At 71.8% G+C, this 22,754-nt stretch carries 19 protein-coding genes; 11 read left to right on the forward strand and 8 right to left on the reverse strand.

Going from position 1 to position 22,754, the window contains the following annotated elements:
• Nucleotides 1-3: 3 nt before the first annotated feature.
• Together BMY97_RS47060 and BMY97_RS16745 are read left to right on the forward strand one after the other, a co-directional pair.
• Complete coding sequence (locus BMY97_RS47060) at nt 4-774, forward strand: DUF742 domain-containing protein (protein WP_177231378.1); 771 nt, start codon at nt 4-6, stop codon at nt 772-774.
• 28 nt (nt 775-802) lie between these two features.
• The gene (locus BMY97_RS16745; RefSeq protein WP_091617765.1) at nt 803-1,366 is read left to right on the forward strand and encodes a GTP-binding protein; all 564 of its coding nucleotides are present in this window, start codon (nt 803-805) and stop codon (nt 1,364-1,366) included.
• Between the two features lie 41 nt (nt 1,367-1,407).
• Here BMY97_RS16745 and BMY97_RS16750 read toward each other — a convergent pair whose 3' ends face one another.
• The 4 genes from BMY97_RS16750 to BMY97_RS16765 form a co-directional block, all read right to left on the reverse strand.
• Entirely contained in the window at nt 1,408-1,971 is a 564-nt protein-coding gene (locus BMY97_RS16750) for a dihydrofolate reductase family protein (RefSeq protein ID WP_091617766.1), read from the reverse strand.
• Between the two features lie 101 nt (nt 1,972-2,072).
• The gene (locus BMY97_RS16755; RefSeq protein ID WP_091617767.1) at nt 2,073-2,723 is read right to left on the reverse strand and encodes a DUF899 domain-containing protein; all 651 of its coding nucleotides are present in this window, start codon (nt 2,721-2,723) and stop codon (nt 2,073-2,075) included.
• Entirely contained in the window at nt 2,720-3,175 is a 456-nt protein-coding gene (locus tag BMY97_RS16760; RefSeq protein ID WP_091617768.1) for an SRPBCC family protein, read from the reverse strand. Before BMY97_RS16760 ends, BMY97_RS16755 begins: the two co-directional genes overlap by 4 nt.
• Entirely contained in the window at nt 3,172-3,516 is a 345-nt protein-coding gene (locus tag BMY97_RS16765) for an ArsR/SmtB family transcription factor (RefSeq protein ID WP_091617769.1), read from the reverse strand. The genes BMY97_RS16760 and BMY97_RS16765 overlap by 4 nt, the downstream gene beginning before the upstream one ends.
• A 145-nt stretch (nt 3,517-3,661) precedes the next feature.
• Here BMY97_RS16765 and icmF point away from each other — a divergent pair, with 145 nt between their 5' ends.
• Nucleotides 3,662-6,898, forward strand: a complete 3,237-nt coding sequence (icmF, locus tag BMY97_RS16770; RefSeq protein WP_091617770.1) for a fused isobutyryl-CoA mutase/GTPase IcmF — start codon at nt 3,662-3,664, stop codon at nt 6,896-6,898.
• Between the two features lie 13 nt (nt 6,899-6,911).
• Here the strand turns inward: icmF and BMY97_RS16775 are convergent, their stop codons facing one another.
• Entirely contained in the window at nt 6,912-7,619 is a 708-nt protein-coding gene (locus tag BMY97_RS16775) for a class I SAM-dependent methyltransferase (protein WP_091617771.1), read from the reverse strand.
• A 124-nt stretch (nt 7,620-7,743) separates the two neighbouring features.
• Here BMY97_RS16775 and BMY97_RS16780 point away from each other — a divergent pair, with 124 nt between their 5' ends.
• Genes BMY97_RS16780 through BMY97_RS16790 form a run of 3 tightly spaced genes read left to right on the forward strand, consistent with a single transcriptional unit; the run spans nt 7,744 to nt 10,429 of the window.
• Entirely contained in the window at nt 7,744-8,574 is an 831-nt protein-coding gene (locus tag BMY97_RS16780; RefSeq protein ID WP_091617772.1) for an LLM class F420-dependent oxidoreductase, read from the forward strand.
• A gap of 19 nt (nt 8,575-8,593) precedes the next feature.
• Complete coding sequence (locus tag BMY97_RS16785; protein ID WP_091617773.1) at nt 8,594-9,424, forward strand: LLM class F420-dependent oxidoreductase; 831 nt, start codon at nt 8,594-8,596, stop codon at nt 9,422-9,424.
• Between the two features lie 15 nt (nt 9,425-9,439).
• Nucleotides 9,440-10,429, forward strand: a complete 990-nt coding sequence (locus tag BMY97_RS16790; RefSeq protein ID WP_091617774.1) for a TIGR03557 family F420-dependent LLM class oxidoreductase — start codon at nt 9,440-9,442, stop codon at nt 10,427-10,429.
• Between the two features lie 39 nt (nt 10,430-10,468).
• On the opposite strand, the gene kstR is transcribed toward BMY97_RS16790, so the two are convergent.
• On the reverse strand, nt 10,469-11,101 hold the full coding sequence (gene kstR / locus BMY97_RS16795) for a cholesterol catabolism transcriptional regulator KstR (RefSeq protein WP_091617925.1): 633 nt from the start codon (nt 11,099-11,101) through the stop codon (nt 10,469-10,471).
• Nucleotides 11,102-11,247: 146 nt separating this feature from the next.
• On the opposite strand from kstR, the gene BMY97_RS16800 reads away from it, so the two are divergent.
• From BMY97_RS16800 to BMY97_RS16810, 3 genes are all read left to right on the forward strand, one after another.
• On the forward strand, nt 11,248-13,311 hold the full coding sequence (locus BMY97_RS16800) for an acyl-CoA dehydrogenase family protein (RefSeq protein ID WP_091617775.1): 2,064 nt from the start codon (nt 11,248-11,250) through the stop codon (nt 13,309-13,311).
• Nucleotides 13,312-14,045: 734 nt separating this feature from the next.
• Nucleotides 14,046-16,796, forward strand: a complete 2,751-nt coding sequence (locus tag BMY97_RS16805) for a DEAD/DEAH box helicase (protein WP_091617926.1) — start codon at nt 14,046-14,048, stop codon at nt 16,794-16,796.
• Nucleotides 16,796-17,986, forward strand: a complete 1,191-nt coding sequence (locus BMY97_RS16810; protein ID WP_091617776.1) for an SWIM zinc finger family protein — start codon at nt 16,796-16,798, stop codon at nt 17,984-17,986. Before BMY97_RS16805 ends, BMY97_RS16810 begins: the two co-directional genes overlap by 1 nt.
• 291 nt (nt 17,987-18,277) lie before the next feature.
• Here BMY97_RS16810 and BMY97_RS16815 read toward each other — a convergent pair whose 3' ends face one another.
• Nucleotides 18,278-18,919 carry a helix-turn-helix transcriptional regulator gene (locus BMY97_RS16815; RefSeq protein WP_245787364.1) on the reverse strand — a complete coding sequence of 214 codons (642 nt, stop codon included), beginning with the start codon at nt 18,917-18,919 and terminating at the stop codon, nt 18,278-18,280.
• A 199-nt stretch (nt 18,920-19,118) separates the two neighbouring features.
• Here BMY97_RS16815 and folE point away from each other — a divergent pair, with 199 nt between their 5' ends.
• A complete protein-coding gene (gene folE, locus BMY97_RS16820) occupies nt 19,119-19,718 on the forward strand; it encodes a GTP cyclohydrolase I FolE (RefSeq protein WP_091617778.1) in 600 nt (199 codons plus the stop codon).
• On the opposite strand, the gene BMY97_RS16825 is transcribed toward folE, so the two are convergent.
• Nucleotides 19,708-20,955 (reverse strand): alpha/beta hydrolase, encoded by a 1,248-nt coding sequence (locus BMY97_RS16825; protein ID WP_091617927.1) that lies wholly within the window; start codon nt 20,953-20,955, stop codon nt 19,708-19,710. The genes folE and BMY97_RS16825 overlap by 11 nt on opposite strands.
• 59 nt (nt 20,956-21,014) lie before the next feature.
• Here BMY97_RS16825 and BMY97_RS16830 point away from each other — a divergent pair, with 59 nt between their 5' ends.
• A complete protein-coding gene (locus BMY97_RS16830) occupies nt 21,015-22,409 on the forward strand; it encodes a WS/DGAT/MGAT family O-acyltransferase (protein WP_091617779.1) in 1,395 nt (464 codons plus the stop codon).
• Nucleotides 22,410-22,754 lie beyond the last annotated feature (345 nt).

The raw sequence follows: 22,754 nt of genomic DNA on the forward strand, positions 1-22,754 counted from the left end.
GCGATGAGCACGGGGTCCGGATCGTTCGGCGAGGAACCGGGAGAGGGTGGCGAGCCTCCGCGTGCGGAGGCCCCTCGTGCTGCCCGCGACGACGGCACGTTCGCCGACGTCCTCAACGGCTTCAGCCTCGATTCCGGCCGCTCCCGCCGCAAGCGGAAGAAGACCGCCAAAGAGTCCAAGGAGTCCCAGTCCCCCGAAACCCCGGCCGCCGGAGCGCACGCGGCCGCGGAACCGCCGGCGGCGCCGCCGCCGGCCGAGATAGGAGATCGTGTGACCTCTCTAGTCTCTCCACCGGGCAGTACCGACGCGGACGGTCCCAGACCAGGCGGGCTCTTCGACCCCGGACCGCCGAGCGGCGAGTTCGTCATGCCGCCCTCGTTCCCTGCGCCGGCGCGACCCGATCGGGTGGACCCGGCCGAGGAGACCGCGATCGTCCGGCCGTACGCTCTCACCGGCGGGCGCACGCGGGCGAACTACGCGCTCGAACTGGAGACCCTGGTCTCCACCAAGGACCAGGTCGCCGCGGGGGGCTTCCCCCACGCGGCGGCGGAGCAGATCGAGAGCTTCTCGATCATGGAAGAGTGCCGGACCCCGCGCTCGGTCGCCGAGATCGCGGCGGCCCTGCGGGTGCCACTGGGGGTCGCCAGGGTGTTGATCAGCGACGCGGCCGACGCGGGACTGGTCACGGTGCACCGGACGATCACGGGCAATGACGGCGCCGAAGCACACTTGATGTTGATGGAAAGGGTTTTGAGTGGACTCCGTCGGCTTTAAGGCACCGCGGGACACCGCGCCCCCGACCATGACATCGGCGAAGATCGTGGTGGCGGGCGGCTTCGGTGCGGGCAAAACGACGTTCGTGGGCTCGGTGTCGGAGATCGTGCCGCTGACCACCGAGGCGATGATGACCGACGCGAGCCGCGGCATCGACAACCTCGACCAGACCCCGAACAAGACGACCACCACGGTCGCCATGGACTTCGGCCGCGTGTCGCTCGACGCCGACCTGATCCTGTACCTGTTCGGCACCCCTGGCCAGCAGCGGTTCTGGTTCATGTGGGACGACCTGGTCCGGGGCGCGATCGGCGCCGTCGTGCTGGCCGACACCCGACGGCTGGCGGACTCGTTCGCGCCGATCGACTTCTTCGAGGACCGCGGCCTGCCCTACATCGTCGGCGTCAACACCTTCGACGGGGTGCTGGAGCACGACATCAACGACGTGCGCGAGGCGCTGTCGATCGACCCGAACATCCCGATCGTGCGCTGTGACGCCCGGGACCGCGAGTCGACCAAGCAGACGCTGATCACGCTCGTCGAGTACGCCATGCGCCAGTGGATCGCCCTCCGGGCGGCCAAGGCCCGCTGACCGCGGCTGCCGGGTCACCGGATCGGTGACCCGGCGCGGCCTCAGCCCGCGGACCGCCGGTAGCGCAGCAGCACCGCGCGGCCGTCGAACACCCGGGACTCGACGAGTTCCAGTTCGAACCGCTCAGCGTCTGCGGCGAACGGGCGCCGGTCGCCGCCCAGCACCACGGGGTGGACGAAGACCTGGTACTCGTCGATCAGCCCGAGCCGGCTCAGCTCGGCCGGCAGCGTCGCCCCGCCGATGAGCAGGATGTCCTTCTCGTGGGCGGCTTTCAGCGCCGCCACCTCTTCGGCCAGGTCACCGTTGAGCACCCGCGTGTTCCAGGCCGCCTCGGCCAGGGTGCGGGAGAAGACGACCTTCGGCATGTCCAGCCACACCGGCGCGAACCCGCGGCCGTGCGGATCGTCCAAGGCCTCGGCCGTCGGCCAGTAGCCGGCCATCATCTCCCACACCCGCCGCCCGTAGGCCAGCACCGCGGAACGCCCGGTGAGCGTTTCGCTGTGGACGGCCAGCTCCGGCCCCATCGGCGCCCAGTCGAACTCCCCGCGCGGCCCCTCGACGCAGCCGTCGAGCGAGACGTGCACCTGGTAGACGAGCTCACCCATGACGTAGACCCTCTTTCACCGGGCGGCGCCTCTCGGGGACGCCGTCACCCACCGGTCGGAGCCGGGCCGGGGGACCGGACACCGGGCGGGGATGTTCCGGCTCAGTATTCGTCGTGCCGCCGCCACCACGAGCCGGGCCCGTCGGCGCCGTGGCCGGACTCCTCCCACGCCTCCTGGCGGCCGAACGGCGTCACGTCCAGGTACCGCAGGGTCGAGATGAACTGCTCGCCACCGCGGTCGGTGGTGAAGTACGTGCGGTACACGTCCGAGCCGTCGCGCAGGAAGACGCTCAGCCCGAAGAGCGTGCCGACGCCGCAGTCGGCGGTGAAGTCGTTGCCCGCGGCGGAAACCCACGGCACCGTCCAGCCCATCCGGTCCCGATAGGACTCGATCTCGGGCAGGGTGGCGGGCGCGACGACGGTGAGCGTGACGTCCCGCGCGTTCAGGTGCGCCGGGTGGCTCATGTTGTCCACGATCATCGAGCAGCCGGGGCAGCCCGCGGTGTCGCCCGGGTGCAGCATGAAGTGGTAGACGATCAGCTGACGGCGGCCCTCGAACAGGTCCAGCAGGCTCTTCGGGCCGTCCGCCGTGGTGAACTCGTAGGGCTTCGGGAACGGGACCATCGGCATTCGGCGCCGCTCGGCGGCCACCCGGTCGGCCGCGCGGGTGAGGTCTTTTTCCTTGCGTAGCAATGCTTCTCGTGCGGTCTGCCACTCTTCGGCGGAGACGACGCGGGGGAGCGCGGTGGTCATCGGGCCTCCTGGCGGATCCGGGCGAGCTGGAGGGCGAGGTCTTCGAAGCTGGATCCCCAGCCGTGGAAGTGGCCGTCGCGCTCCACCTCGTTCGGGAACGGGGCTTGGTGGAAGGTCATCTCGGTCCGGTCGCCGGTGCCGTGCAGCGTGATGGTCACCAGCGTCTCGCCGACCTCGTCGCCGGGCTGGTCCCAGCAGTAGGTGAACACCAGCCGCCCGGGCGGGTCGAGTTCGCGGTAGCTGCCCTCCATCCAGCGTTCGACGCCGTACTCCTCGCTGCTGATGCACGCGCGCCACCGGCCGCCGAGCCGGGGATCGGTCGTCACGGACGACGCGGTGAACTTCTGCGGGCCCAGCCAGCTCGCCAGGTGGTCCGGGTCGGTCCAGGCGCGGTACACCAGTTCGCGCGGGGCGTCGAACACCCGGGTGATGGTGAGTTCGTGCTCGGTCATTCGTCGTTCTCCTTCGCGGCGGCCTGAATCTGACGCAGGTGCTCGTCCAAGCGGTCGAAGCCCGTCTCCCAGAACTGCCGGTACTCGCTCACCCAGTCGGCGACGACGGCCAGCGGCCGGGCTTCGAGGCGGCACGGCCGCCACTGCCGGGTGCGGCCGCGGCTGATGAGCCCGGCCTGTTCCAGCACTTTGAGGTGCTTCGACACGGCCTGGAGGCTCACCTCGAACGGTGCGGCCAGCTCGTTGACGGTGGCCTCGCCGTGGGCGAGCCGGGAGAGGATGGCGCGCCGCGTCGGGTCGGCCAGTGCGGAAAAGGTGGCACTGAGCTGATCAGCGGCCATGGCTAGTCAATCACTTGGTTAATCAACATGTTGGTTGAACATAGTCGCTCACGAGGAGATGTCAACCGGGCCGGACAGCCGGGGTGAGACCTGGGTTACGCGGACTCGGGTTTCCAATAGTAGGAAGTCCTAGTATTTTGGGGGGATGAGCAGCGACCTGTACCGTCCGGTGAACCCGGTCCGGTTCGTGACCGCGTCCAGCCTGTTCGACGGGCACGACGCCTCGATCAACATCATGCGGCGGATCCTGCAGTCCCAGGGCGCCGAGGTGGTGCACCTCGGGCACAACCGCTCGGTCGACGAGGTGGCCACCGCCGCCATCGCCGAGGACGTGCAGGGCATCGCGATCTCCGCGTACCAGGGCGGGCACGTCGAGTACTTCAGCTACCTGGTGGAGCTGCTGGCCGAGCGCGGCGCCGGGCACATCAAGGTGTTCGGCGGCGGGGGCGGGGTGATCGTCCGCGAGGAGATCGACCTGCTGCACTCCCGGGGGGTGGCCCGGATCTTCTCGCCCGAGGACGGCTACGAGATGGGCCTGCCGGGCATGATCAACTCGATGATCAAGGCCTGCGACGTGGACCTCTCGGCGCAGCCGCCCGCGTCCGTGGACAAGCTGCTCTCCGGCGACGTCCCGGCGCTCGCGCGCGTGATCACGCAGCTGCAGCGCGAAAGCCTGCCCGGCGAATGGCTCGAGACCATCACCGAAACTGCCCGGAAGCGCCACGTCCCGGTGCTCGGCATCACCGGCACCGGCGGCTCCGGCAAGTCCTCGCTCACCGACGAGCTGATCCGCCGCTTCCGCCTGGACCAGGAGGACAAGCTGCGGATCGCGGTGCTCGCCGTGGACCCGTCACGGCGCAAGGGCGGCGGTGCGCTGCTCGGCGACCGCATCCGGATGAACTGCCTTGACGGCTCGCCGGTGTACTTCCGTTCGCTGGCCACCCGGACCACCGTCGGCGAGATCCCGGTCGGGCTGCGGGAGTCCATCCTCGCCTGCCAGGCCGCGGGGTACGACCTGGTGATCGTGGAGACGCCGGGCATCGGCCAGGGCGACGCGGGCATCGTCGACTACGTGGACGAGTCGCTGTACGTGATGACGCCGGAGTTCGGCGCCGCGTCCCAGCTGGAGAAGATCGACATGCTCGACTTCGCCGACGTCGTCGCGATCAACAAGTTCGAGCGCCGCGGCGCCGAGGACGCGCGGCGCGACGTGGCCCGCCAGCTGGTGCGCAACCGCGAGGCGTTCTCGTCCGGGCCCGAGGACATGCCGGTCTACGGCACGAGCGCGGCGAAGTTCAACGACGACGGCGTCACCGCGCTGTACCAGCACCTGCGTGATCTGCTGGCGGGACAAGGGCTTTCGGTCGCCGCGGGGGTGCTGCCGGCGGTCGAGGGCAAGGTGTCCACCGACGCCAGCACGGTCATCCCCGGCAACCGCGCGCGGTACCTCGCGGAGATCGCCGAGACCCTTCGCGGCTACCACGGGAAGACCGAGCAGCAGGTCGCCGCTGTCCGCAAGCGCGAGCACCTGGCCGCGGCCAGGGTGGCGCTGTCCGAAGTGGACGCCTCGACCGACGCGCTGGAGGGCCTGCTGGCCGCCGCCGAGTCCGATGTGGACGGCGAGTCGACAAAGCTCCTCGAGCACTTCGAGGCGCTGGCCGAGGAGTACCGCCAGGACGAGCTGGTGGTGAAGATCCGGGACAAGGAGCTGCGCACACAGCTGTGGCGCGACACGCTTTCGGGCAACCGGATCCCGCGCGTCGCCCTGCCGCGCTATTCCGAGCCCGGCGAGCTGCTGTCGTTCCTGCGCCGTGAGCACCTGCCCGGATACTTCCCTTACACCGCGGGTGTTTTCCCGTTCAAGCGCGAGGGCGAGGACCCGGCGCGCATGTTCGCCGGCGAGGGCGACGCGCACCGCACCAACCGCCGGTTCAAGCTGCTCTCGGCCGATTCCGAGGCCAAGCGGCTGTCCACGGCGTTCGACTCCGTCACCCTCTACGGCCACGACCCCGACACCCGCCCTGACATCTACGGCAAGGTCGGCACGTCCGGCGTCTCCATCGCGACGCTGGAGGACATGAAGGTCCTCTACGACGGCTTCGACCTCACCGCGCCGAACACCTCGGTGTCGATGACGATCAACGGCCCCGCGCCGACGATCCTCGCGTTCTTCCTGAACACGGCGATCGACCAGCGGGTCGAGGTGTTCAGGGCGGAGCACGGGCGCGACCCGTCGGCGGCCGAGCACGCCGAGCTGGCCGCATGGGCACTGAAGAACGTGCGCGGCACCGTGCAGGCCGACATCCTCAAGGAGGACCAGGGGCAGAACACCTGCATTTTCTCCACCGAGTTCAGCCTGCGGATGATGGCCGACATCCAGGAGTGGTTCATCGAGAAGGCGGTGCGCAACTTCTACTCGGTGTCGATCTCGGGCTACCACATCGCGGAGGCCGGGGCGAACCCGATCTCGCAGCTGGCGTTCACGCTGTCCAACGGCTTCACCTACGTGGAGTCCTACCTCGCGCGCGGCATGAGCATCGACGACTTCGCGCCGAACCTGTCGTTCTTCTTCTCCAACGGCATGGACGCCGAGTACTCGGTGCTCGGCCGGGTGGCGCGGCGGATCTGGGCCGTGGCCATGCGCGAGCGCTACGGTGCGAACGAGCGTTCGCAGAAGCTCAAGTACCACGTGCAGACCTCGGGCCGCTCGCTGCACGCGCAGGAGATGAGCTTCAACGACATCCGCACCACGCTGCAGGCCCTCTGCGCGCTGTACGACAACGCGAACTCCTTGCACACCAACGCGTTCGACGAGGCGGTGACCACGCCCAGCGAGTCTTCGGTGCGCCGCGCGATGGCCATCCAGATGATCATCAACAAGGAGTGGGGCCTGTCGAAGAACGAGAACCCGCTGCAGGGCTCGTTCATCATCGACGAGCTGACCGACCTGGTCGAGGAGGCCGTGCTGCTGGAGTTCGACCGGATCTCCGAGCGCGGCGGCGTGCTCGGCGCGATGGAGACCGGTTACCAGCGCGGCCGGATCCAGGACGAGTCGATCCTCTACGAGCGCAAGAAGCACGACGGGTCGCTGCCGATCATCGGCGTCAACACCTTCCGCAACCCGCACGAGGGCGAAGAGGACGTCGAGGTCGAGCTGGCGCGGGCGACCGAGGACGAGAAGCAGTCGCAGCTCGACCGGCTGGCCGACTTCCAGCACCGCCACCAGGTGGAGGCCCAGGACGCGCTCAAGGCGCTGCGCGAGGCCGCCACCCGGGGCGGCAACCTGTTCGGGGTGCTGATGGACGCCGCGCGGGTGTGCTCGCTCGGCCAGATCACCGACGCGTTCTTCGAGGTCGGCGGTCAGTACCGGCGCAACGTCTGACGCGGCGGCCGGGTCAGACGCGTTCGGCGGCCAGCTGCCAGACCGGCGCGCGGACCCGGCCGTTTTCGTCCACGGCCAGTGATTCGAGCATGGCGGCGTCGAAGCTCTGACCCGGCATGAACGCCTCGACGGTGCCCTTCAGCTCCGCCGGCGTCACCGCCGTGGTGTAGAGCGCCGGCGCCAGGCTGGTGATCCGCCAGCCGCCCTGGCCGACGGTCTCCCGCAGGTTCCGCTCGCTGATCCGGAACGGCGTGGGGAAGCCTTCGGGCAGCGCGTCGGAGAAGCAGAAGATGTGCAGGCGCGCGCCGGGACGCGTGGCGCGGACCAGCGCGGCGACGTAACTGTGCCGCTGTTCTTCGTCCAGGCAGTGGTAAAGCGCGCTGTCGAGCACGGTGTCGAAGCGGTCCTCGAGCCCGTCGAGGCGGGTGGCGTCGGCGACCTCGAAGCTGACGTCCAGCCCCTTGGCGGCCGCGCGCTCCTGGGCCCGCCGCACGGCCGTGGGGGAGCCGTCGACGCCGGTCACGCGGTAGCCGCGGGAGGCGAGGAACGCGGCGTTCTCGCCGAGCCCGCTGCCCACGTCGAGCACCTCGCCGCGGAAGCCGCCGGATCCCTCCAGCGCGACCAGCACCGGCTGCGGTGCGCCGATGTCCCAGGGCATCGCCCCGCCCATCGGGCTCTGCCCCTGGTACAGCTGCTCGAAATCGAGGTCCGGCAGGCTCATGCGAGACTCCTTTTCCGCGGTAGATGATTTTTTTTCAACAGTCGATGATTTACACTGTGCAGCCCATCCGGTGAGGTGTCAACCTCGCGGGAATACCCCGGCCGGGAGGCGGGTAGAACGAGGCATGGACTTCGGGATCTCCACCTTTGTGACCGACGACGCCATCCGGCCCGACGTGCTGGGCGAGGCACTGGAGGAGCGCGGCTTCGACTCGCTCTTCCTGGCCGAGCACTCGCACATCCCGGCGAGCCGCGAGACCCCGTATCCCGGCGGGGGTGAGCTGCCGCGGGTGTACTACCGGACGCTCGACCCGTTCCTGGCCCTGACCGCGGCCGCCGCCCGCACCTCGGACCTGGTGCTCGGCACCGGCATCGCCCTGCTGGTCCAGCGCGACGTGATCCACACCGCGAAGGAGGTCGCCTCGCTCGACCTGATCTCGCGCGGGCGGGTCGCGTTCGGCGTCGGCGTGGGGTGGAACCGCGAGGAGATGGCCAACCACGGCACCGACCCGGCCACCCGCGGCGCGCTGATGGACGAGCAGATCGAGGCGCTCAAGGCCATCTGGACCACCGAAGAGGCCGAGTACCACGGCAAGCACGTCGACTTCGACCCGATCTTCTCCTGGCCGAAGCCCGTGCAGCAGCCGCACGTGCCGGTCTACATCGGCGGCGAGAGCCCGGCCGCGCTGCGCCGGCTCGCCAAGCACGGTGACGGCTGGCTGCCGCGCTCGTCGACCCCGATCGACGAGATCCGGCGGGTCCGCGAATGGCTCGCCGAGCAGGGCCGCGACCACGTGCCGTTCACCGTGTTCGGCGGTGCGGCGGACGCGGACGTGGTCAAGCGGTTCGCCGAAGCCGGCGTGGAGCGCTACACGTTCATGCTCCCCACGATGCCCGAGGCCGAGACGCTCACCGCGCTCGACGACCTCGCCCGGCTGGCGGCGGGGCACCGGTGAGCCGTGGTTCGATGGGCGCATGAAGTTCGGGATCTTCAGTTTCGTGACCGACGAGGGCGTCCGGCCCGACGTGCTCGCCCGCGGCGTCGAGGCGCGCGGGTTCGATTCGCTGTTCGTCGGGGAGCACTCGCACATCCCGGCGGACCGGCAGTCGCCCTACCCGGCCGGGGGCGAGCTGCCGCCGTTCTACTACCGGATGTACGACCCGTTCGTGGCGCTCACCGCGGCCGCCTCGGCGACCACGACGCTGCTGCTGGGCACCGGCGTCGCCCTGCTCACCCAGCGCGACCCGATCCAGACCGCGAAGGAGGTCGCCTCGCTCGACCACTACTCCGGCGGGCGGGTGCTCTTCGGCGTGGGCGCGGGCTGGAACCTGGAGGAGATGCGGGACCACGGCACCGACCCGGACACGCGCGGCCGGCTGCTCGACGAGCGGCTGAACGCGATGAAGGAACTGTGGACCGCCGAAGAGGCCACCTTCCACGGCGAGTTCACGAATTTCGACCGCGCCGTGGCGTGGCCGAAGCCGGTGCGGCAGCCGCATCCGCCGATCTACGTCGGCGGCAACAGCCGGTTCGCGGCGCGCCGGGCGGGCCTGCACAACGGCGTGTGGATGCCGAACTCGGTGGGCGTGCCCGAGGCGGTCGCGCCGATGATGGCGCTGCGGGACGAGTTCGCGCCGGGCACCCCGGTGTCGATGTTCGCGGTGGGCAGCAAGAACCGTGCGCTGCTGGATGCCTACGTCGAGGCGGGCGTCGAGCGGATCACGCTTCTGCTCGGCACGCATCCGGAGGCGAAGACCCTGGACCGGCTGGACAATCTGGCCAAGATCGTCGAAGAGTATCGGTGAAGGAGCGGAAAACGCGTGAGTGACGTGCAAATCGGCCTGGCGGCGGCGCTGGAGCAGTTCTCGCCGCGGGAGTCGATCCGGTTGGCGAAGGCCGCGGAGGAGCGGGGTTTCTCCGGGCAGATGGCGGCAGACCACTTCCAGCCGTGGGTCCCGCAGCAGGGTGAGGCCTCGTTCGTGTGGAGCGTGCTGGCGTCGCTGGCCGAGAACACGACGGGTGACCTGGGGCCGGGCGTGACCTGCCCGTCGTTCCGGCTGCACCCGGCGATGGTCGCGCAGGCCGCGGCGACGCTGGAGGCGACCTACCCCGGCCGGACCTGGCTGGGCATCGGCTCGGGTGAGGCGCTCAACGAGCACATCATCGGCGGCTACTGGCCGGAGGCGCCGGAGCGCGTGCGGCGGATGTTCGAGGCGCTGGAGGTGATCCGGAAGCTGTTCACCGGCAAGGACGTCAAGCACAACGGCGAGTTCTTCAAGCTGCACAGCACGCGGCTGTGGACGCTGCCGGACGCGCCGCCGCCGGTGTACATCGCGTCGGCGGGCCCGTACACCTCGCGCAAGACCGGTGAGCTGGCCGACGGCCTGATCACGCCGGGCGCGTCGATCGAGAAGCTGGCCGGGATCGTCGAGAACTTCGAAGCCGGCGCGAAGAAGGCGGGCAAGAACCCGGACGAGATGCCGAAGCTGCTGCAGGTGCACCTGTCCTGGGCCGAGGACGACGAGACCGCCTGGGCCAACGCGCTGGACCAGTGGCCCAACGGCGGGATGAAGTTCCCGAAGGCCGACGTGCGCTCGCCGTTCGACTTCCAGCAGATGGCGAAGCTGGTCCGCCGGGAGGACTTCGAGGGCCGGATGGTCGTCTCGTCCGACCTGGACGTGCACCGCGCCGCGCTGCAGAAGTACGTGGACGCGGGCTTCAACCGGATCTACATCCACAACGTGGGCCGCAACCAAGACGCGTTCCTGGACGCCTTCGGCAAGGAAGTCCTGCCGAAGCTGAACGCCTGAGCCGGACGGAGGGGGCCCGCGGTGCGCCGCGGGCCCCTTTCACTTGTCCAGCAGCAGGTGGACCGACAGCTCCAGCCGGTTCGCGACGTCGGCCGCGGAGGCCCGGCGCGTCACCCACGCCACCAGATTCGCCATCCAGACGTCGGCGACCACGTGGAAGATGTCGCGGTCGGCGTCCGTCGGCTCGTCGATTCCCATGGCCTGGGCGAACATCTCCTCCATCTGCCTGCCGACCAGCTCGACCTCGGCGGCCGCGGAGGTGTCGGCGAACATGAACGCGCGCACCATCGCCTCGGTCAGGTGCGGGTCGCGTTGCATCAGGCGGGTGTTGCGGCCCAGCACGGACATCAGCCGCTCCGCGGGGGTTTCACCCGGGATCGTGGCGCGCTCCATCTTCTCCTGCGCCCGCTCGAACTGCCGGGCCAGGCCGGACACGAGCAGGTGGATCTTCGACGGGAAGTAGCGGTACAGCGTGCCCAGCGCGACGTCGGCCTTCTCGGCCACGGCCCGCATCTGGACGGCGTCGTAGCCGCCCTTCGACGCGAGCGCGAGGGTCGCGTCGATGATGCGGCGGCGGCGGTCGCGCTGCGCCGCGGACCCGAGTTCGTCGCCGATCGCGCCGAGCCCGTTCGAGCGGGCCTTCGCCGCCGGAGCCTTCGCCTTGCCCGGCATCCGCTTCTCCTCCACGTCCGGAACCCGTTCCAGTTCTGGTCCGAGCGTACCTCCCCTGGCGAAGCGTTCAACTGGTGACCCACTGGCCGAAAAACTGTAACACGTTCTACACTGGCGAGTAGTCCCGTACCCCGCGAGGAGGGCCGATGCCGGTCGCACTCACCGAGGAACAGGCCGCGCTGGCCGCGGCGATCCATGACTGGGCGGCGGCCCATGACCCGGTTACGGCGGTCCGCGCCGCGGAAGGCAGCGGCGCGTCACTACCGGAAGGCTTCGCCGCGCTCGGCTTGTTCGGCGTCGCGCTGCCCGCTTCGGCCGGGGGCGCGGACGGGACCGTCGCGGACCTCGCGGCCGGGCTCGCCGCGTCGGCCGAGGCGCTGGTTCCGGGTCCGGTGCTGGGCACGGCGCTGGGCGCGTTGCTGCTCGCGGAGCACCCGCGCGCGAAGGAACTGGTGCCCGCGCTGGCCGAAGGCACGGAACGGATCGCCGTCGGGCTGGCGGGCACCTCGCTGGTGCCCGGCGCGGACGCGGCGTCCTGGCTGCTGCTGCCCGGACCGGACGGCCACGTGCTGCTGCCGCCGGGTGCTTCTGACGTGGAACCCTTGGCGCCAATGGACTTCTCGCGTTCTTTGGCGCGGGTGCGGTACTCGTCGGCCTCTGCGGAGGGTGGGATCGGCGGGGTCGAGGACCTGGCCGCGACGCTCGCCGTCGCCGAGGCCGCGGGCGTCGCGCGGTGGTGCCTCACCACGGCGGTCGAGTACGCGAAGGTGCGCGAGCAGTTCGGTCACCCGATCGGCTCATTCCAGGCGGTCAAGCACCTGTGCGCGGAGATGCTGTGCCGCGCCGAATCCGCGGAGGCGCTGGCCTGGGACGCGGCCACCGCGGCCGGCGGCCCGGAACACGCGCTGGCGGCGGCGAGCGCGGCCGCCGTGGCGCTCGACGCGGCCGTCGACAACGCGAAGGACTGCGTGCAGGTGCTGGGCGGCATCGGGTTCACCTGGGAGCACGCCGCGCACCTGTACCTGCGGCGTGCGCTGGCGTTGCGGCACTGGCTGGGCGGCTCGTCCCGCTGGCGGCGGCGCGCGGCGGACCTGACGCTGGCGGGGTCGCGGCGGACGTTGGCCGTCGACGTCGGCACGGACCCGTCGCTGACCCGCGAGGCCACGGAAATCGCGGCCCTGCCGCCGGAACGGCAACGGGTCGCGCTGGCGGACGCCGGACTGCTCGCCCCGCACTGGCCCGCGCCCCACGGCCGTGGCGCGGACGCCGCCGAACAGCTGCGGATCGACGCGGCGCTGGCGTCGGCGGGCGTGCGACGGCCCGACCTGGTGATCGGCGCGTGGGCGATCCCGACGATCCTCGACCACGGCACCGAAGAGCAGCGCGACCGCTTCGCCGGCCCGACCCTGCGTGGCGAACTGACGTGGTGCCAGCTGTTCAGCGAACCCGGCGCGGGCTCCGACCTGGCCGCCCTGCGCACCACCGCCCGCCGCGCCGACGGCGGCTGGCGCCTGACCGGGCAGAAGGTCTGGACGTCGCTCGCGCACGAGGCCGACTGGGCGATCTGCCTGGCCCGCACCGACCCGGAAGTGCCGAAGCACAAGGGAATCACGTACTTCCTGGTCGACATGCGCGCGTCCGGCATCACCACCCGCCCACTGCGCGAGATCACCGGCGAGAGCGTGTTCAACGAGGTCTTCCTGGACGAGGTCTTCGTCCCCGACGCCGACGTGGTCGGCGAGCAGGGTGCCGGCTGGCGGCTGGCCCGCACGACCCTGGCGAACGAGCGCGTGGCCATCGGCAGCGGCTCGGCGGTGGGGGAGGGGGTGGAGAACCTGGTGGCCGCGTTGACCGGTTCGGCCGCCTCCGGTGATGGGCCGGACCCGGGTCTGGGCGAGGCCGCGCGGGAACGCCTGGGCGCCTTGGTGGGCGAGGGCAGCGCGTGCTCGGTGCTCGATCTGCGCGCCACTCTCCGCCGGCTGGACGGACGTAGCCCGGGCGCGGAATCGGGCGTCCGCAAGCTGCTCGGTGTCCGGCATCGCCAGGAGGTCGCGGAGTTCGCACTGGACCTGACGGGCCCGTCGGCATTGGAGTCCGGCGGCGAGATCCCGCACGAGTTCCTCATGACCCGCTGCCTGTCCATCGCGGGCGGCACGACTCAGATCCTCCGCACCGCCGCTGCCGAACGGCTGCTGGGACTGCCCCGCTGAACGGTGCGGGTGGTGGGCGCGATGCCCGGTGAGCGCTCGTCGCCGGGGAGCGGCTCCTCGGCCTGCCCCGTTGAGCGATGCCGGTGGCGGGCGTGACCCTCGGTGCGCGCCTGCCGCCGGGGAGCGGCGGCGTTTGGGGCTGCCTCGCTGAACGGTGGCGGTGGTGGGCGGCGGTGCCCGGTGAGCGCTCGTCGCCGGGGGGTGGTTTTTGGGCGTTGTCTCGCTGATTGCCGTCCCCTGCAGGCCTGCCTGGGAGCGGCTCCTCCGCGTGCCTCGCTGGGCGGTGCGGGTGGTGGGCGCGATGCGCGGTGCACGCCTGCCGCCGTGGGGCTGCCTCGTTGCGTGCCGTCCCCCGCACGCCGGTCGGGGGAGCGGCTCCTCAGTGGGCCTCGCTGAGTTGTGCCGGTGGTGGGCGCGATGCCTGGTGCGCGCTCGCCGCTAGGGAGCGGTTTTGGGTTTTGTCTCGCTGAGTGCTGTCCCCCGCACGCCTGCCGGGGAACGGCTCCTCGACCTGCCCCGCTGAGCGATGCCGGTGGCGGGCGTGGCCCTCGGTGCGCGCCTGCCGCCGGGGAACGGCTCTTGCGGCCTGCCTCACTGAGTGCCGCAGTCCTCGCGCCGCCGCTGCCGGAGCGTTCTTGAGGCTGCCCCGTCGAGCGCCGTCGCCCGCGCCGTGAGGGGGACTTTCGCGACGTCGGTGACGCCGTTTGTCGTACCCCTGGCCTACGGTGCTGATCGTGGAGTTCGGCAAGCACACCCAGGCCACCTACGTCCCGTCGGATCCGCCGCGGGACGGGGTGCTGGCGCTCTGGGGAGACGAGGTCGCGGGGGACACCGCGATCGAGCTGGTGCTGCCCTCGGGCGGGAAGTTCGCGCGCGCCAAGGTTTCCGCTCGCCTCGTGCCGCTCTCGCAGGCCATCCCGCGGCTGCTCGTGGTGGCCGACGACGCCAGCCCGGCGGTCACCGCGTGGTCGGCGGCGGTCAACGCCGGGGTGAATCTCGTGGCGCGCGGGCGGCTCCGGCCCGCCGTCACGCCGGGCGGCGTCGGATCGTGGCGGGTCGGGCCGCTCGACGCGGCGGACGAGGCACTGCTGCGGGACCTGGCCGCCGCGCTGCCGCCGGAGGCCCACGCGCTGCCGTTGTCCGGGGTCAAACGCATCCGCCTGCACTCGCCGGAATCGTTGGTCCGCGCGCTCTGGGACGCGGCGGCCGACGTCCTCGTGCGCAGCCCCGCGGCCCCGGTCGGGGCGGGCGGGCCGGCCTTCGCCGAGCCCGAGCCCACCCTGATCGGCCCCGACGGCGCGGCCTGGCTCACCGAGCTGGAGACCCGCCGCCCGCACGGCGTCCAGCTGATCCTGCGCGTCGAGGCGCGCGAGGGCGGCGACGAGCCGGAGTTCGCGGGGGTGCTGGCCGTTCGGTCCACTGTGGAGCCGAGCCTGATCGTCGAGGCCGCGATGCTCTGGGACGCGCCGGAAGCCGTGCTGCACCGGCTCGGCGACCAGGTGGAAACCCAGCTGCTGCTCGGCCTGCGCCGCGGCGCGCGGGCGTGGGCGCCGCTGGGCCGGGTGCTGTCCGAGCCGGCGCCCACCGAGCTGGCGCTGACCGACGGCGAGGTGGTCGGCCTGCTCACCGACGGCAGCCGCGAGCTGGGCGGCGCCGGCATCGAGGTGCTGTGGCCGAAGGACCTGTTCGCCGGCGAGCTGAAGGCGAAGGCGAGCGCCACGCAGGCCCCGGCGAGCGAGGGCGGCCCGGCCTTTCCGTTGAACGGCCTGCTGAAGTTCCGCTGGCGGCTGAGCCTCGGCGGGTCGGAGCTGACCGACGAGGAGGTCGCGGCGCTGGCCGAGGCCAAGCGTCCGCTGGTGCGTCTGCGCGGGCAGTGGGTGAAGCTCGACCCGTTCCTGCTGGCCCGGATGCGCGCCCGCCGGTCCCGTAAGCTGACCGGCGCCGAGGCGCTGGCCGCCGCGCTCACCGGCGAGCTGGAGCTGGACGGTGAGACGGTCGAGTTCGCCGCCCAGCCCGCGCTCGCCGGATTGGTCGAACGGCTGCGCGAGCGCGAATCCGAGCCGGTCGCGCCACCGCCGGGGCTGACCGCGACCCTGCGCCCGTACCAGCTGGCCGGCCTCGGCTGGCTGGCCACGATGACCGGGCTCGGCCTGGGCGCGTGCCTGGCCGACGACATGGGGCTGGGCAAGACCGTCCAGCTCATCGCGCTGCACCTGCACCGCCGCCCGCTCGGCGCCGGGCCCACGCTGGTGCTCTGCCCGACTTCGCTGCTGGGCAACTGGGAGCGCGAGTTCGCGAAGTTCGCGCCGGGCGTGCCGGTGCGCCGGTTCCACGGTGGCGGCCGGCATCTCGACGAGCTAGCTGTCGACGAGGTGGTGCTGGCCACGTACGGCGTGCTGCGCCGCGATCGCGAGTCACTGTCCGAAGTGGAGTGGGGGCTGGTCGCGGCCGACGAGGCGCAGCACGTGAAGAACCCGTTGTCCGCCACGGCGAAGGAGCTGCGGAAGGTGCCGGCGGCCGCGCGTGTGGCGCTCACCGGCACCCCGGTGGAGAACCGGCTGACCGAGCTGTGGTCCCTTGTGGACTGGACGACGCCGGGCCTGCTCGGCTCGCTGGAACGGTTCCGCCGCACCGTCGCGCGGCCGATCGAGCGCGACCGCGACCAGGCCGCGACCGAGCGGCTGGCCACCACCGTGCGGCCGTTCCTGTTGCGGCGCCGCAAAACCGACCCGGACATCGCCCCGGAGCTGCCGCGCAAGACCGAGACCGACCGGTTCGTCCCGCTGACCGCCGAGCAGACCACCCTGTACGAGGCCGTGGTGCGGGAGAACCTGGCGCAGATCCGGGAGTCGCAGGGCGTGCAGCGGCGGGGGCAGGTGCTCAAGCTGCTCACCGAGCTCAAGCAGATCTGCAACCACCCGGCGCAGTTCCTCAAGGAGGGCGGCGGTGCGCTGACCGGGCGCTCGGGCAAGCTCGCCGCGTTCGAGGAGCTGCTCGACGTGATCCTCGACGAGGGCGACAGCGTGCTGGTGTTCAGCCAGTACGTGCAGCTCTGCCGGCTGCTCGAACGGCGGCTGGCCGAGCGCGGGCTGCCCACGCAGCTGCTGTCCGGGGAGGTCGGGCCGAAGCAGCGCGACGAGATGGTGGCGCGGTTCCAGGCCGGCGAGGTGCCGGTGTTCCTGTTGTCGCTCAAGGCGGGCGGCGTCGGGCTCAACCTGACGCGGGCCACGCACGTGATCCACTACGACCGCTGGTGGAACCCGGCCGTCGAGGACCAGGCGACCGACCGCGCGTACCGGATCGGCCAGGACCGGCCGGTGCAGGTCCACCGGCTGATCGCCGAGGGCACGCTGGAGGAGCGCATCGCCGTCGTGCTGGAGACCAAGCGCGGGCTGGCCGACGCCGTGGTCGGGGCGGGGGAGGACTGGATCACGGAGCTGTCGGACGACCAGATCGCCGACCTCGTCCGGCTCGGGGCCGGCTGATGCCGCCCCGGCGGACGTTCGGCAACACCTGGTGGGGGCGGGCCTGGGTGGAGGCGCTGGAGCACCGCGCGAGTCTCGACCCGAACCGTCTCCCGCGCGGGCGCACGTACGCGCGGAAGGACACCGTCAGCGAGCTGAGCGTCGGCGTGGGAGAGGTGACGGCGAAGGTGCGCGGGAGCCTTCCGCAGCCGTACCGGGTGAAGATCCGTATGCGCGAGTTCTCGCCGCAGGAGTGGGAAACGCTGCTGGACGTCGCCGGCCGCCGGCTCGGCCACACCGCTGCGCTGCTCGACGGCGAGCTGCCCGAGGAGCTGGCCGCCCAGTCCCGCGAGGCGGGCGCCGACCTCCTGCCCGGCCCCGGCGACCTGCGGCCGCGCTGCTCGTGCCCGGACTCGGCGAACCCGTGCAAACACGTCGCGGCCGTCTGCTACCTGGTGGCCGACGAGGTGGACGCCGACCCGTTTGTGCTGTTCAAGCTCCGCGGCCGCCCCCGAGACGAGGTGCTGGCCGAATTGCGTGCCCGCCGGGCCCCGGCCGCGCGCGCCGGATCCGGGGCGGGGTCCAGATCCAGGTCCGTGCGTCCGCCGGACCCGGGCGTCACGCCGCGCCGGGCCTACTCCCGCCGCGTCGCCGCCCCGCCCGCGCTGCCGCCGGTGCCCGCCGAGCCGGGTCCGCCCGCGGTCCTGGACCTCGACCCGCCCCCGAGCACGGGCTGGACGACGCGCGGGCTGGGCACGTTGGCCGCCGATGCCGCGTCGCTGGCGCGGGAGCTGCTGGCCGGGACCGGGGCCGTGGACCTCACCTTCGAGGAGGACCTGGCCCGACGCGCCGCCCGCCCAGCCGCCGACGTGGCGGCGCTGGCCGCCGCGGCCGGCGTCCCGGCGGGTGACCTCGCCGCCTGGGCCCACGCCTGGCGCGAAGCGGGCCGCCCCGGCCTGTCCGCCCTGCGCGACACCTGGACCCCAGCCGCCGCCACCCTCGCCGCGGCCCGCGCCGACCTGGCCGAGGCAGGCCTGCCAGACCCGGTGAAGACCTGGCGCAACCGCGTCACGCAAGGCCCCCTGCAACTCCGCTATGGCCGCGACCACCGCTGGTACCGCTTCCTCCGCTCCGGCTCTTCCTGGTCATTGGACGGTCCGCCCGCGGTTCGGCCAGTGGATTTGGCTTACCCGCCGGATCAGCAGGGGTGAGTCGCGGCTGGCGCTTCCTGGGTTCCGGCCCGCCTGGTCGCTGGACGGCCCGGCCGCGGCCCGGCCGCTGGATTTGGCGTACCCGCAAGGCGAGCCGGGGTGAGCCGTCATGGGCGTCGCTGCGGCCATCGTTGGTGTCGCTTCCTGGTCACTGGACGGCTCAGCCGCGGCCCGGCCGCTACCCGCCGGGTGAGGCGGGGTGAGTCGACTCGGGTGCCGCTGCGACGTCGCGGGTCGGAGGGCGGGAAGCTGCCTGGCCCGGTTCCCTACCCGCTGGGCGGGGCGTCGCGGTCAGTTGCCCGCGTTGCCCCGGAGTTCCACACAGCATTCGCCGGGGCGGGGTGGCACCAGGGCTGCCTCGATGTTCGGGACCCGTAGGCCGGTCACGATGCCGGTCAGGAAAGCCTGCGTGACCCCGCAGACGAGGTCCGGGGCCTTCGCCGCCAGGGGGTGGAACGGGCAGTTGCGCAGGCGCACGCGGGTCGGCGACTCGCGGCTCGGCTCGAAGCCGTGGCGGGCCAGCACGGTTTCGGTGAGGGTGAGGCCGCGTTCGGTGCCGAGGCGGCCTGGGCGCGAGACGGCTCGTTCGGCCGTGCCGAGTTCCTCACCCTGGCCGGCGGCGACGCGCACGGTGGCTTGCCGCGCGGTTTCGCCTTCGCGTTCGGTGGCCACGGCGTCGAGCAGGATGTCGGCGAGCACGCCGTGGCGGCGCGGCGGGATGGTGACCGTGAAGTCGGTGCCGGCGAGCTCGTAGACCTTCGGGGTGCGGCCGACCTTGCGGATCCCGCCGACCGCCTCGTAACGGGCGCGCAGCAGGCCGGCGTCCACGAGCTTGTCGAGGTGGAACGCGGCGAGCTTGCGGGAGATGCCGACCGACGCGGCGGCCTCGTCACGCGTGACGGGGCGGCGCGCGGCGCGGATGAAGCCGTACATGCCGCGGCGCAGGTCTTCCTCCAGCGCCGCCACGGCCTTGATCGCCGGGACGGCGGGCTCAGTCGTCACCCCTCCACGATAACGCCCAACACCATGTCCACAAGTGGCCGCTCCCACATCTGATCTGGTCATCTTGACCCCGTCACCGAATAAGACCAAGATTCGTGTGCGAAAGCCCGACGGAATCGAGGGACTGTCCATGCGCTCCGGCTCCGCTCTCCACGTCGTCCACGAACCCGACCACGGCATCGACCTCGCCGCCGCCGAGCGCGCGGCGGGTGACTTCCTGCGGGCGCTCGGCGTCAGCATCGAGTCGGAGAGCCTGCGGGGCACGCCCGAGCGCATGGCCCGCGCATACGCGGAGATGTTCACCCCGCGTCCGTTCGACCTCACCACCTTTCCCAACGACGAGGGGTACGACGAGCTGGTGCTGGCCAGGGACATCCCGGTGCGGTCGGTGTGCGAGCACCACCTGCTGCCGTTCACCGGCGTCGCGCACGTGGGCTACCTGCCGGGCGAGCGGATCCTCGGCCTTTCGAAGCTGGCGCGCGTCGTCGAGCACTTCGCCTGCCGGCCGCAGGTGCAGGAGCGCCTGACCAAGCAGGTCGCCGGCTGGCTTTCGGATCAGCTCGGCCCGAAGGGCGTCGGCGTGGTGATCGAGGCCGAGCACTCGTGCATGACCCTGCGCGGCGTGCAGGCCATCGGGTCGACCACCGTCACCTCGGCGCTGCTGGGCACGCTGCGGGAAGACGCGCGCTCCCGCTCGGAGTTCTTCGCGCTGACCGGCGTCAACAAGTAGCGGCGGCCCACGCCCGGTAGGTGTGGTCGAGGAACCGCTCCACCCCGCGGACCACGTGGGCGCTGCGGATCGACGGGAACACGTCGAACGCGTGCTGCGCGCCCGCCAGCTCGGCGTACGCCACCGGCTGCTTGGACACCGAGCGCAGGCGGTCCACGAATTCGCGCGCCTCCGCCACCGGCACCAGTGAGTCGTGCTTGCCGTGGATCACGAAGAACGGCGGGGCCTCGTCGGACACCCGGTCCAGCGGTGAAGCGGCGATGTAGTCGTCGAGGTAGTTCACCGGGTCGCGGTCGGCGGCGAAGACCCGGCCCGCGAGCAGGCTTTCCAGCCGGTACTTGCTCTCCTCCGCGCCGCTGGTGGCGGCGATGTCGTACACGCCGTAGTGCGGCGCGCACGCCTGTACGCTCGTGTCCGCTTCGGTGAAGCCCGGCTGCAACGCGGGGTCGTTCTGGCTCAGCGCGAGCAGCGCGGCGAGGTGCCCGCCGGCCGACCCGCCCGTGACGGCGACGAAGCCCGGATCCCCGCCGTAGGACGCGATGTTCCCGCGGATCCAGGCCAGCGCCCGTTTCGCCGCGACGATGTGCGCCGGCCACCGGCTCGCCGGCGCCAGCGGGTAGTTGATCGCGACGCACACCCAGCCGCGGCGCGCGAGGTGGCGCATCAGGGGCTGGCCCTGCTCGTCCTTGTTGCCGATCGTCCACGCGCCGCCGTGCACCTGGAGCAGCACGGGCGCGCCGGTCACCGGCTCGCGCGGGCGGAAGACGTCCAGCAGGAAGCGTTTGCCGCCCGGCGCGTACGGGATGTTCCGCTCACGCACGACTTCGGGATCGCGGCCGCGGAACGGCAGCGCCAGCTGGCCCCACGGCGTCGCGAGGTCGCGCGGGCTCGGCGGGTGCGCCAGCCGCGAGCTGTAGTCCGGGCCGAGTGCCTCGGTCAACGCCGTCTCGACCTCGCCGCGGGCTTTCTGCGCGGTCGCGATCAGTGAGCCGAGCCCGGCGGCGGACAGTGCGGCGAGCGCGAGCCCGGCGCGGTCGCCCGGCGTGCGCAGGCCGCGGCGCGCGAGGTGCTGCGCGGTGTCGGCGAGGGTGAGCCCGAGCAGGTGCGGTGCCAGCTCGTCGGTCAGCCACGCGCCGAAGAACACCGGGATCGAGGTGGAGCGGCGCCGCGGCGGGCGCAGCGCCAGCGCGGTGAGGCCGAGCTGCACCGCCCGGCGGGTCACGAAGTTCGGCTTCACCACACCGATGCTACCGCCGCGATCCACCCTCGGACGCGTTCTGGCTTACGCTGGCGAACATGCAGAGATTGAGCGGGCTGGACGCGAGTTTCCTCTACCTGGAGACGCCTTCGCAGGTCCTGCACGTCTGCGGCCTGCTCGTTCTGGACGGCTCCACGATCCCCGGCGGCTACTCGTTCGAGGAGGTCAAGCGGCGCCTGGCCGAGCGCGTCGCGCTGATCCCGGCATTCCGCCGCAAACTCCACAATCCACTCTGGAACCTCAGCCATCCGGTGTGGGTCGAGGACGAGGACTTCGACCTCGACAACCACGTGCACCGCATCGGCGTGCCGTCGCCGGGGGACGACCGCGAGCTGGCCGAGCTGTGCGCGCACATCGCGGGCCAGCGGCTGGATCGCGCGTACCCGCTGTGGCAGCTCTACGTGATCGAAGGCCTGTCGAACGGCCAGGTCGCGGTGCTGCTCAAGATGCACCACGCCAGCGTGGACGGCGTCGGCGGCGCGAGCCTGATCACCTACCTGGCCGGGCTGGAGCCCGACGCGCCGCTGCCCGAGGTCCCGCACGAGGAGCAGAACAACGGCCTGCCCACGCGCGCCGACCTGGTGCGCGAGAGCGTGGAGTCGGTCATCCGGCGCCCGTTCGAAATGGTGCGGCTGCTGCCCGAGCTGGTGGAGCTGGTGCCGCGCTGGGTCGGAAAGGCGTTGCGCGGCAAGGGAATGCCGGTCCCGTTCACCGCGCCCCGCACCTCGCTCAACGGCACGATCACCGGCCACCGCTCGGTCGCGTTCGCGCAGGTCGAGCTGAAGGACGTCAAGCGCGTGAAAAACGCCTTCGGGGTCACGGTGAACGACGTGGTGCTGGCGCTCGTCTCCGGCGCGCTGCGGCAGTTCCTGCTCGGGCGCGGCGAGCTGCCGGAGGACCCGCTGGTGGCGACCGTGCCGGTGTCGGTGCACGAGCGCACCGAGCGGGACCACGGCAGCAACAAGGTGTCCGCGTTCTTCGCCTCGCTGCCCACGCACCTCGGCGACCCGGCGGCGCGGGTGTTCTTCCTCGCCGAGGCGAACCGGCTGTCCAAGGACCACCACTACGACATCGACGCCGACATGCTCGCCGACTGGGCGCAGTTCTCCCCGGCGACGGCGTTCGGCCTCGGCGTGCGCGCCTATTCGTCGCTGCGCCTGGCGGAGCGCCATCCGGTGGTGCACAACCTGATCATCTCCAACGTGCCCGGCCCGCCGGTGCCGCTGTACCTGCTCGGCGCGCGCGTCACAGGCCTGTACCCGCTCGGCCCGGTCTTCCACGGCGCCGGGCTGAACATCACGGTCCTGTCCAACGACGGCAAGATCGGCGTCGGCCTGATCGGCGCCAAGGAACTCGTGAAGGACCTGTGGCCGCTCGCCGAAGCGTTGCCGGAAGCGCTGGACGAGTTGCTGAAGGCCGCGCCGGAGAACTAGCGGCAGGTCACGAGTCGCCGGTGGTGTCGAGCCGGTGGGTGCGCCATCGTGGATCCTCGGCGCCCCAGCCGGTCCAGCGGTGGGGGGATCTCGGGCATGGCCGCGATGCCAAGCCGCCCAGCCGAGAAAGGCTTCAACGGCTGAGGAATCCCACCGGCCGGTCGGCTCCACGGTCCTGGTACTCCAGGGCCCGCCGGAGCCACCGCTCGGTCGTGCGCTGGCGCCAGTGGCGATCCGGTCGTGCACGGCGATCCCCCGGCGCCGGTCGTCTGCCGGGAAGGCGAGGGTGGTCCTGCCCGAGCCGCCGGACCCGGTCAGTTCGAACAGCATTCCCCAGGATGACGG

It is taken from the genome of Amycolatopsis saalfeldensis (assembly GCF_900110575.1).
GTDB classification, from domain to species: domain Bacteria; phylum Actinomycetota; class Actinomycetes; order Mycobacteriales; family Pseudonocardiaceae; genus Amycolatopsis; species Amycolatopsis saalfeldensis.

Coding starts and splice junctions, on each gene's coding strand:
- BMY97_RS16800 (WP_091617775.1), top strand. CDS start 11,248: ATGCCGGTCGCACTCACCGAGGAACAGGCCGCGCTGGCCGCGGCGATC.
- BMY97_RS16775 (WP_091617771.1), bottom strand. CDS start 7,619: ATGAGCCTGCCGGACCTCGATTTCGAGCAGCTGTACCAGGGGCAGAGC.
- BMY97_RS16755 (WP_091617767.1), bottom strand. CDS start 2,723: ATGACCACCGCGCTCCCCCGCGTCGTCTCCGCCGAAGAGTGGCAGACC.
- BMY97_RS16760 (WP_091617768.1), bottom strand. CDS start 3,175: ATGACCGAGCACGAACTCACCATCACCCGGGTGTTCGACGCCCCGCGC.
- BMY97_RS16810 (WP_091617776.1), top strand. CDS start 16,796: ATGCCGCCCCGGCGGACGTTCGGCAACACCTGGTGGGGGCGGGCCTGG.
- BMY97_RS16780 (WP_091617772.1), top strand. CDS start 7,744: ATGGACTTCGGGATCTCCACCTTTGTGACCGACGACGCCATCCGGCCC.
- icmF (WP_091617770.1), top strand. CDS start 3,662: ATGAGCAGCGACCTGTACCGTCCGGTGAACCCGGTCCGGTTCGTGACC.
- kstR (WP_091617925.1), bottom strand. CDS start 11,101: ATGCCGGGCAAGGCGAAGGCTCCGGCGGCGAAGGCCCGCTCGAACGGG.
- BMY97_RS47060 (WP_177231378.1), top strand. CDS start 4: ATGAGCACGGGGTCCGGATCGTTCGGCGAGGAACCGGGAGAGGGTGGC.
- folE (WP_091617778.1), top strand. CDS start 19,119: ATGCGCTCCGGCTCCGCTCTCCACGTCGTCCACGAACCCGACCACGGC.
- BMY97_RS16745 (WP_091617765.1), top strand. CDS start 803: ATGACATCGGCGAAGATCGTGGTGGCGGGCGGCTTCGGTGCGGGCAAA.
- BMY97_RS16750 (WP_091617766.1), bottom strand. CDS start 1,971: ATGGGTGAGCTCGTCTACCAGGTGCACGTCTCGCTCGACGGCTGCGTC.
- BMY97_RS16765 (WP_091617769.1), bottom strand. CDS start 3,516: ATGGCCGCTGATCAGCTCAGTGCCACCTTTTCCGCACTGGCCGACCCG.
- BMY97_RS16830 (WP_091617779.1), top strand. CDS start 21,015: ATGCAGAGATTGAGCGGGCTGGACGCGAGTTTCCTCTACCTGGAGACG.
- BMY97_RS16785 (WP_091617773.1), top strand. CDS start 8,594: ATGAAGTTCGGGATCTTCAGTTTCGTGACCGACGAGGGCGTCCGGCCC.
- BMY97_RS16815 (WP_245787364.1), bottom strand. CDS start 18,919: ATGTACGGCTTCATCCGCGCCGCGCGCCGCCCCGTCACGCGTGACGAG.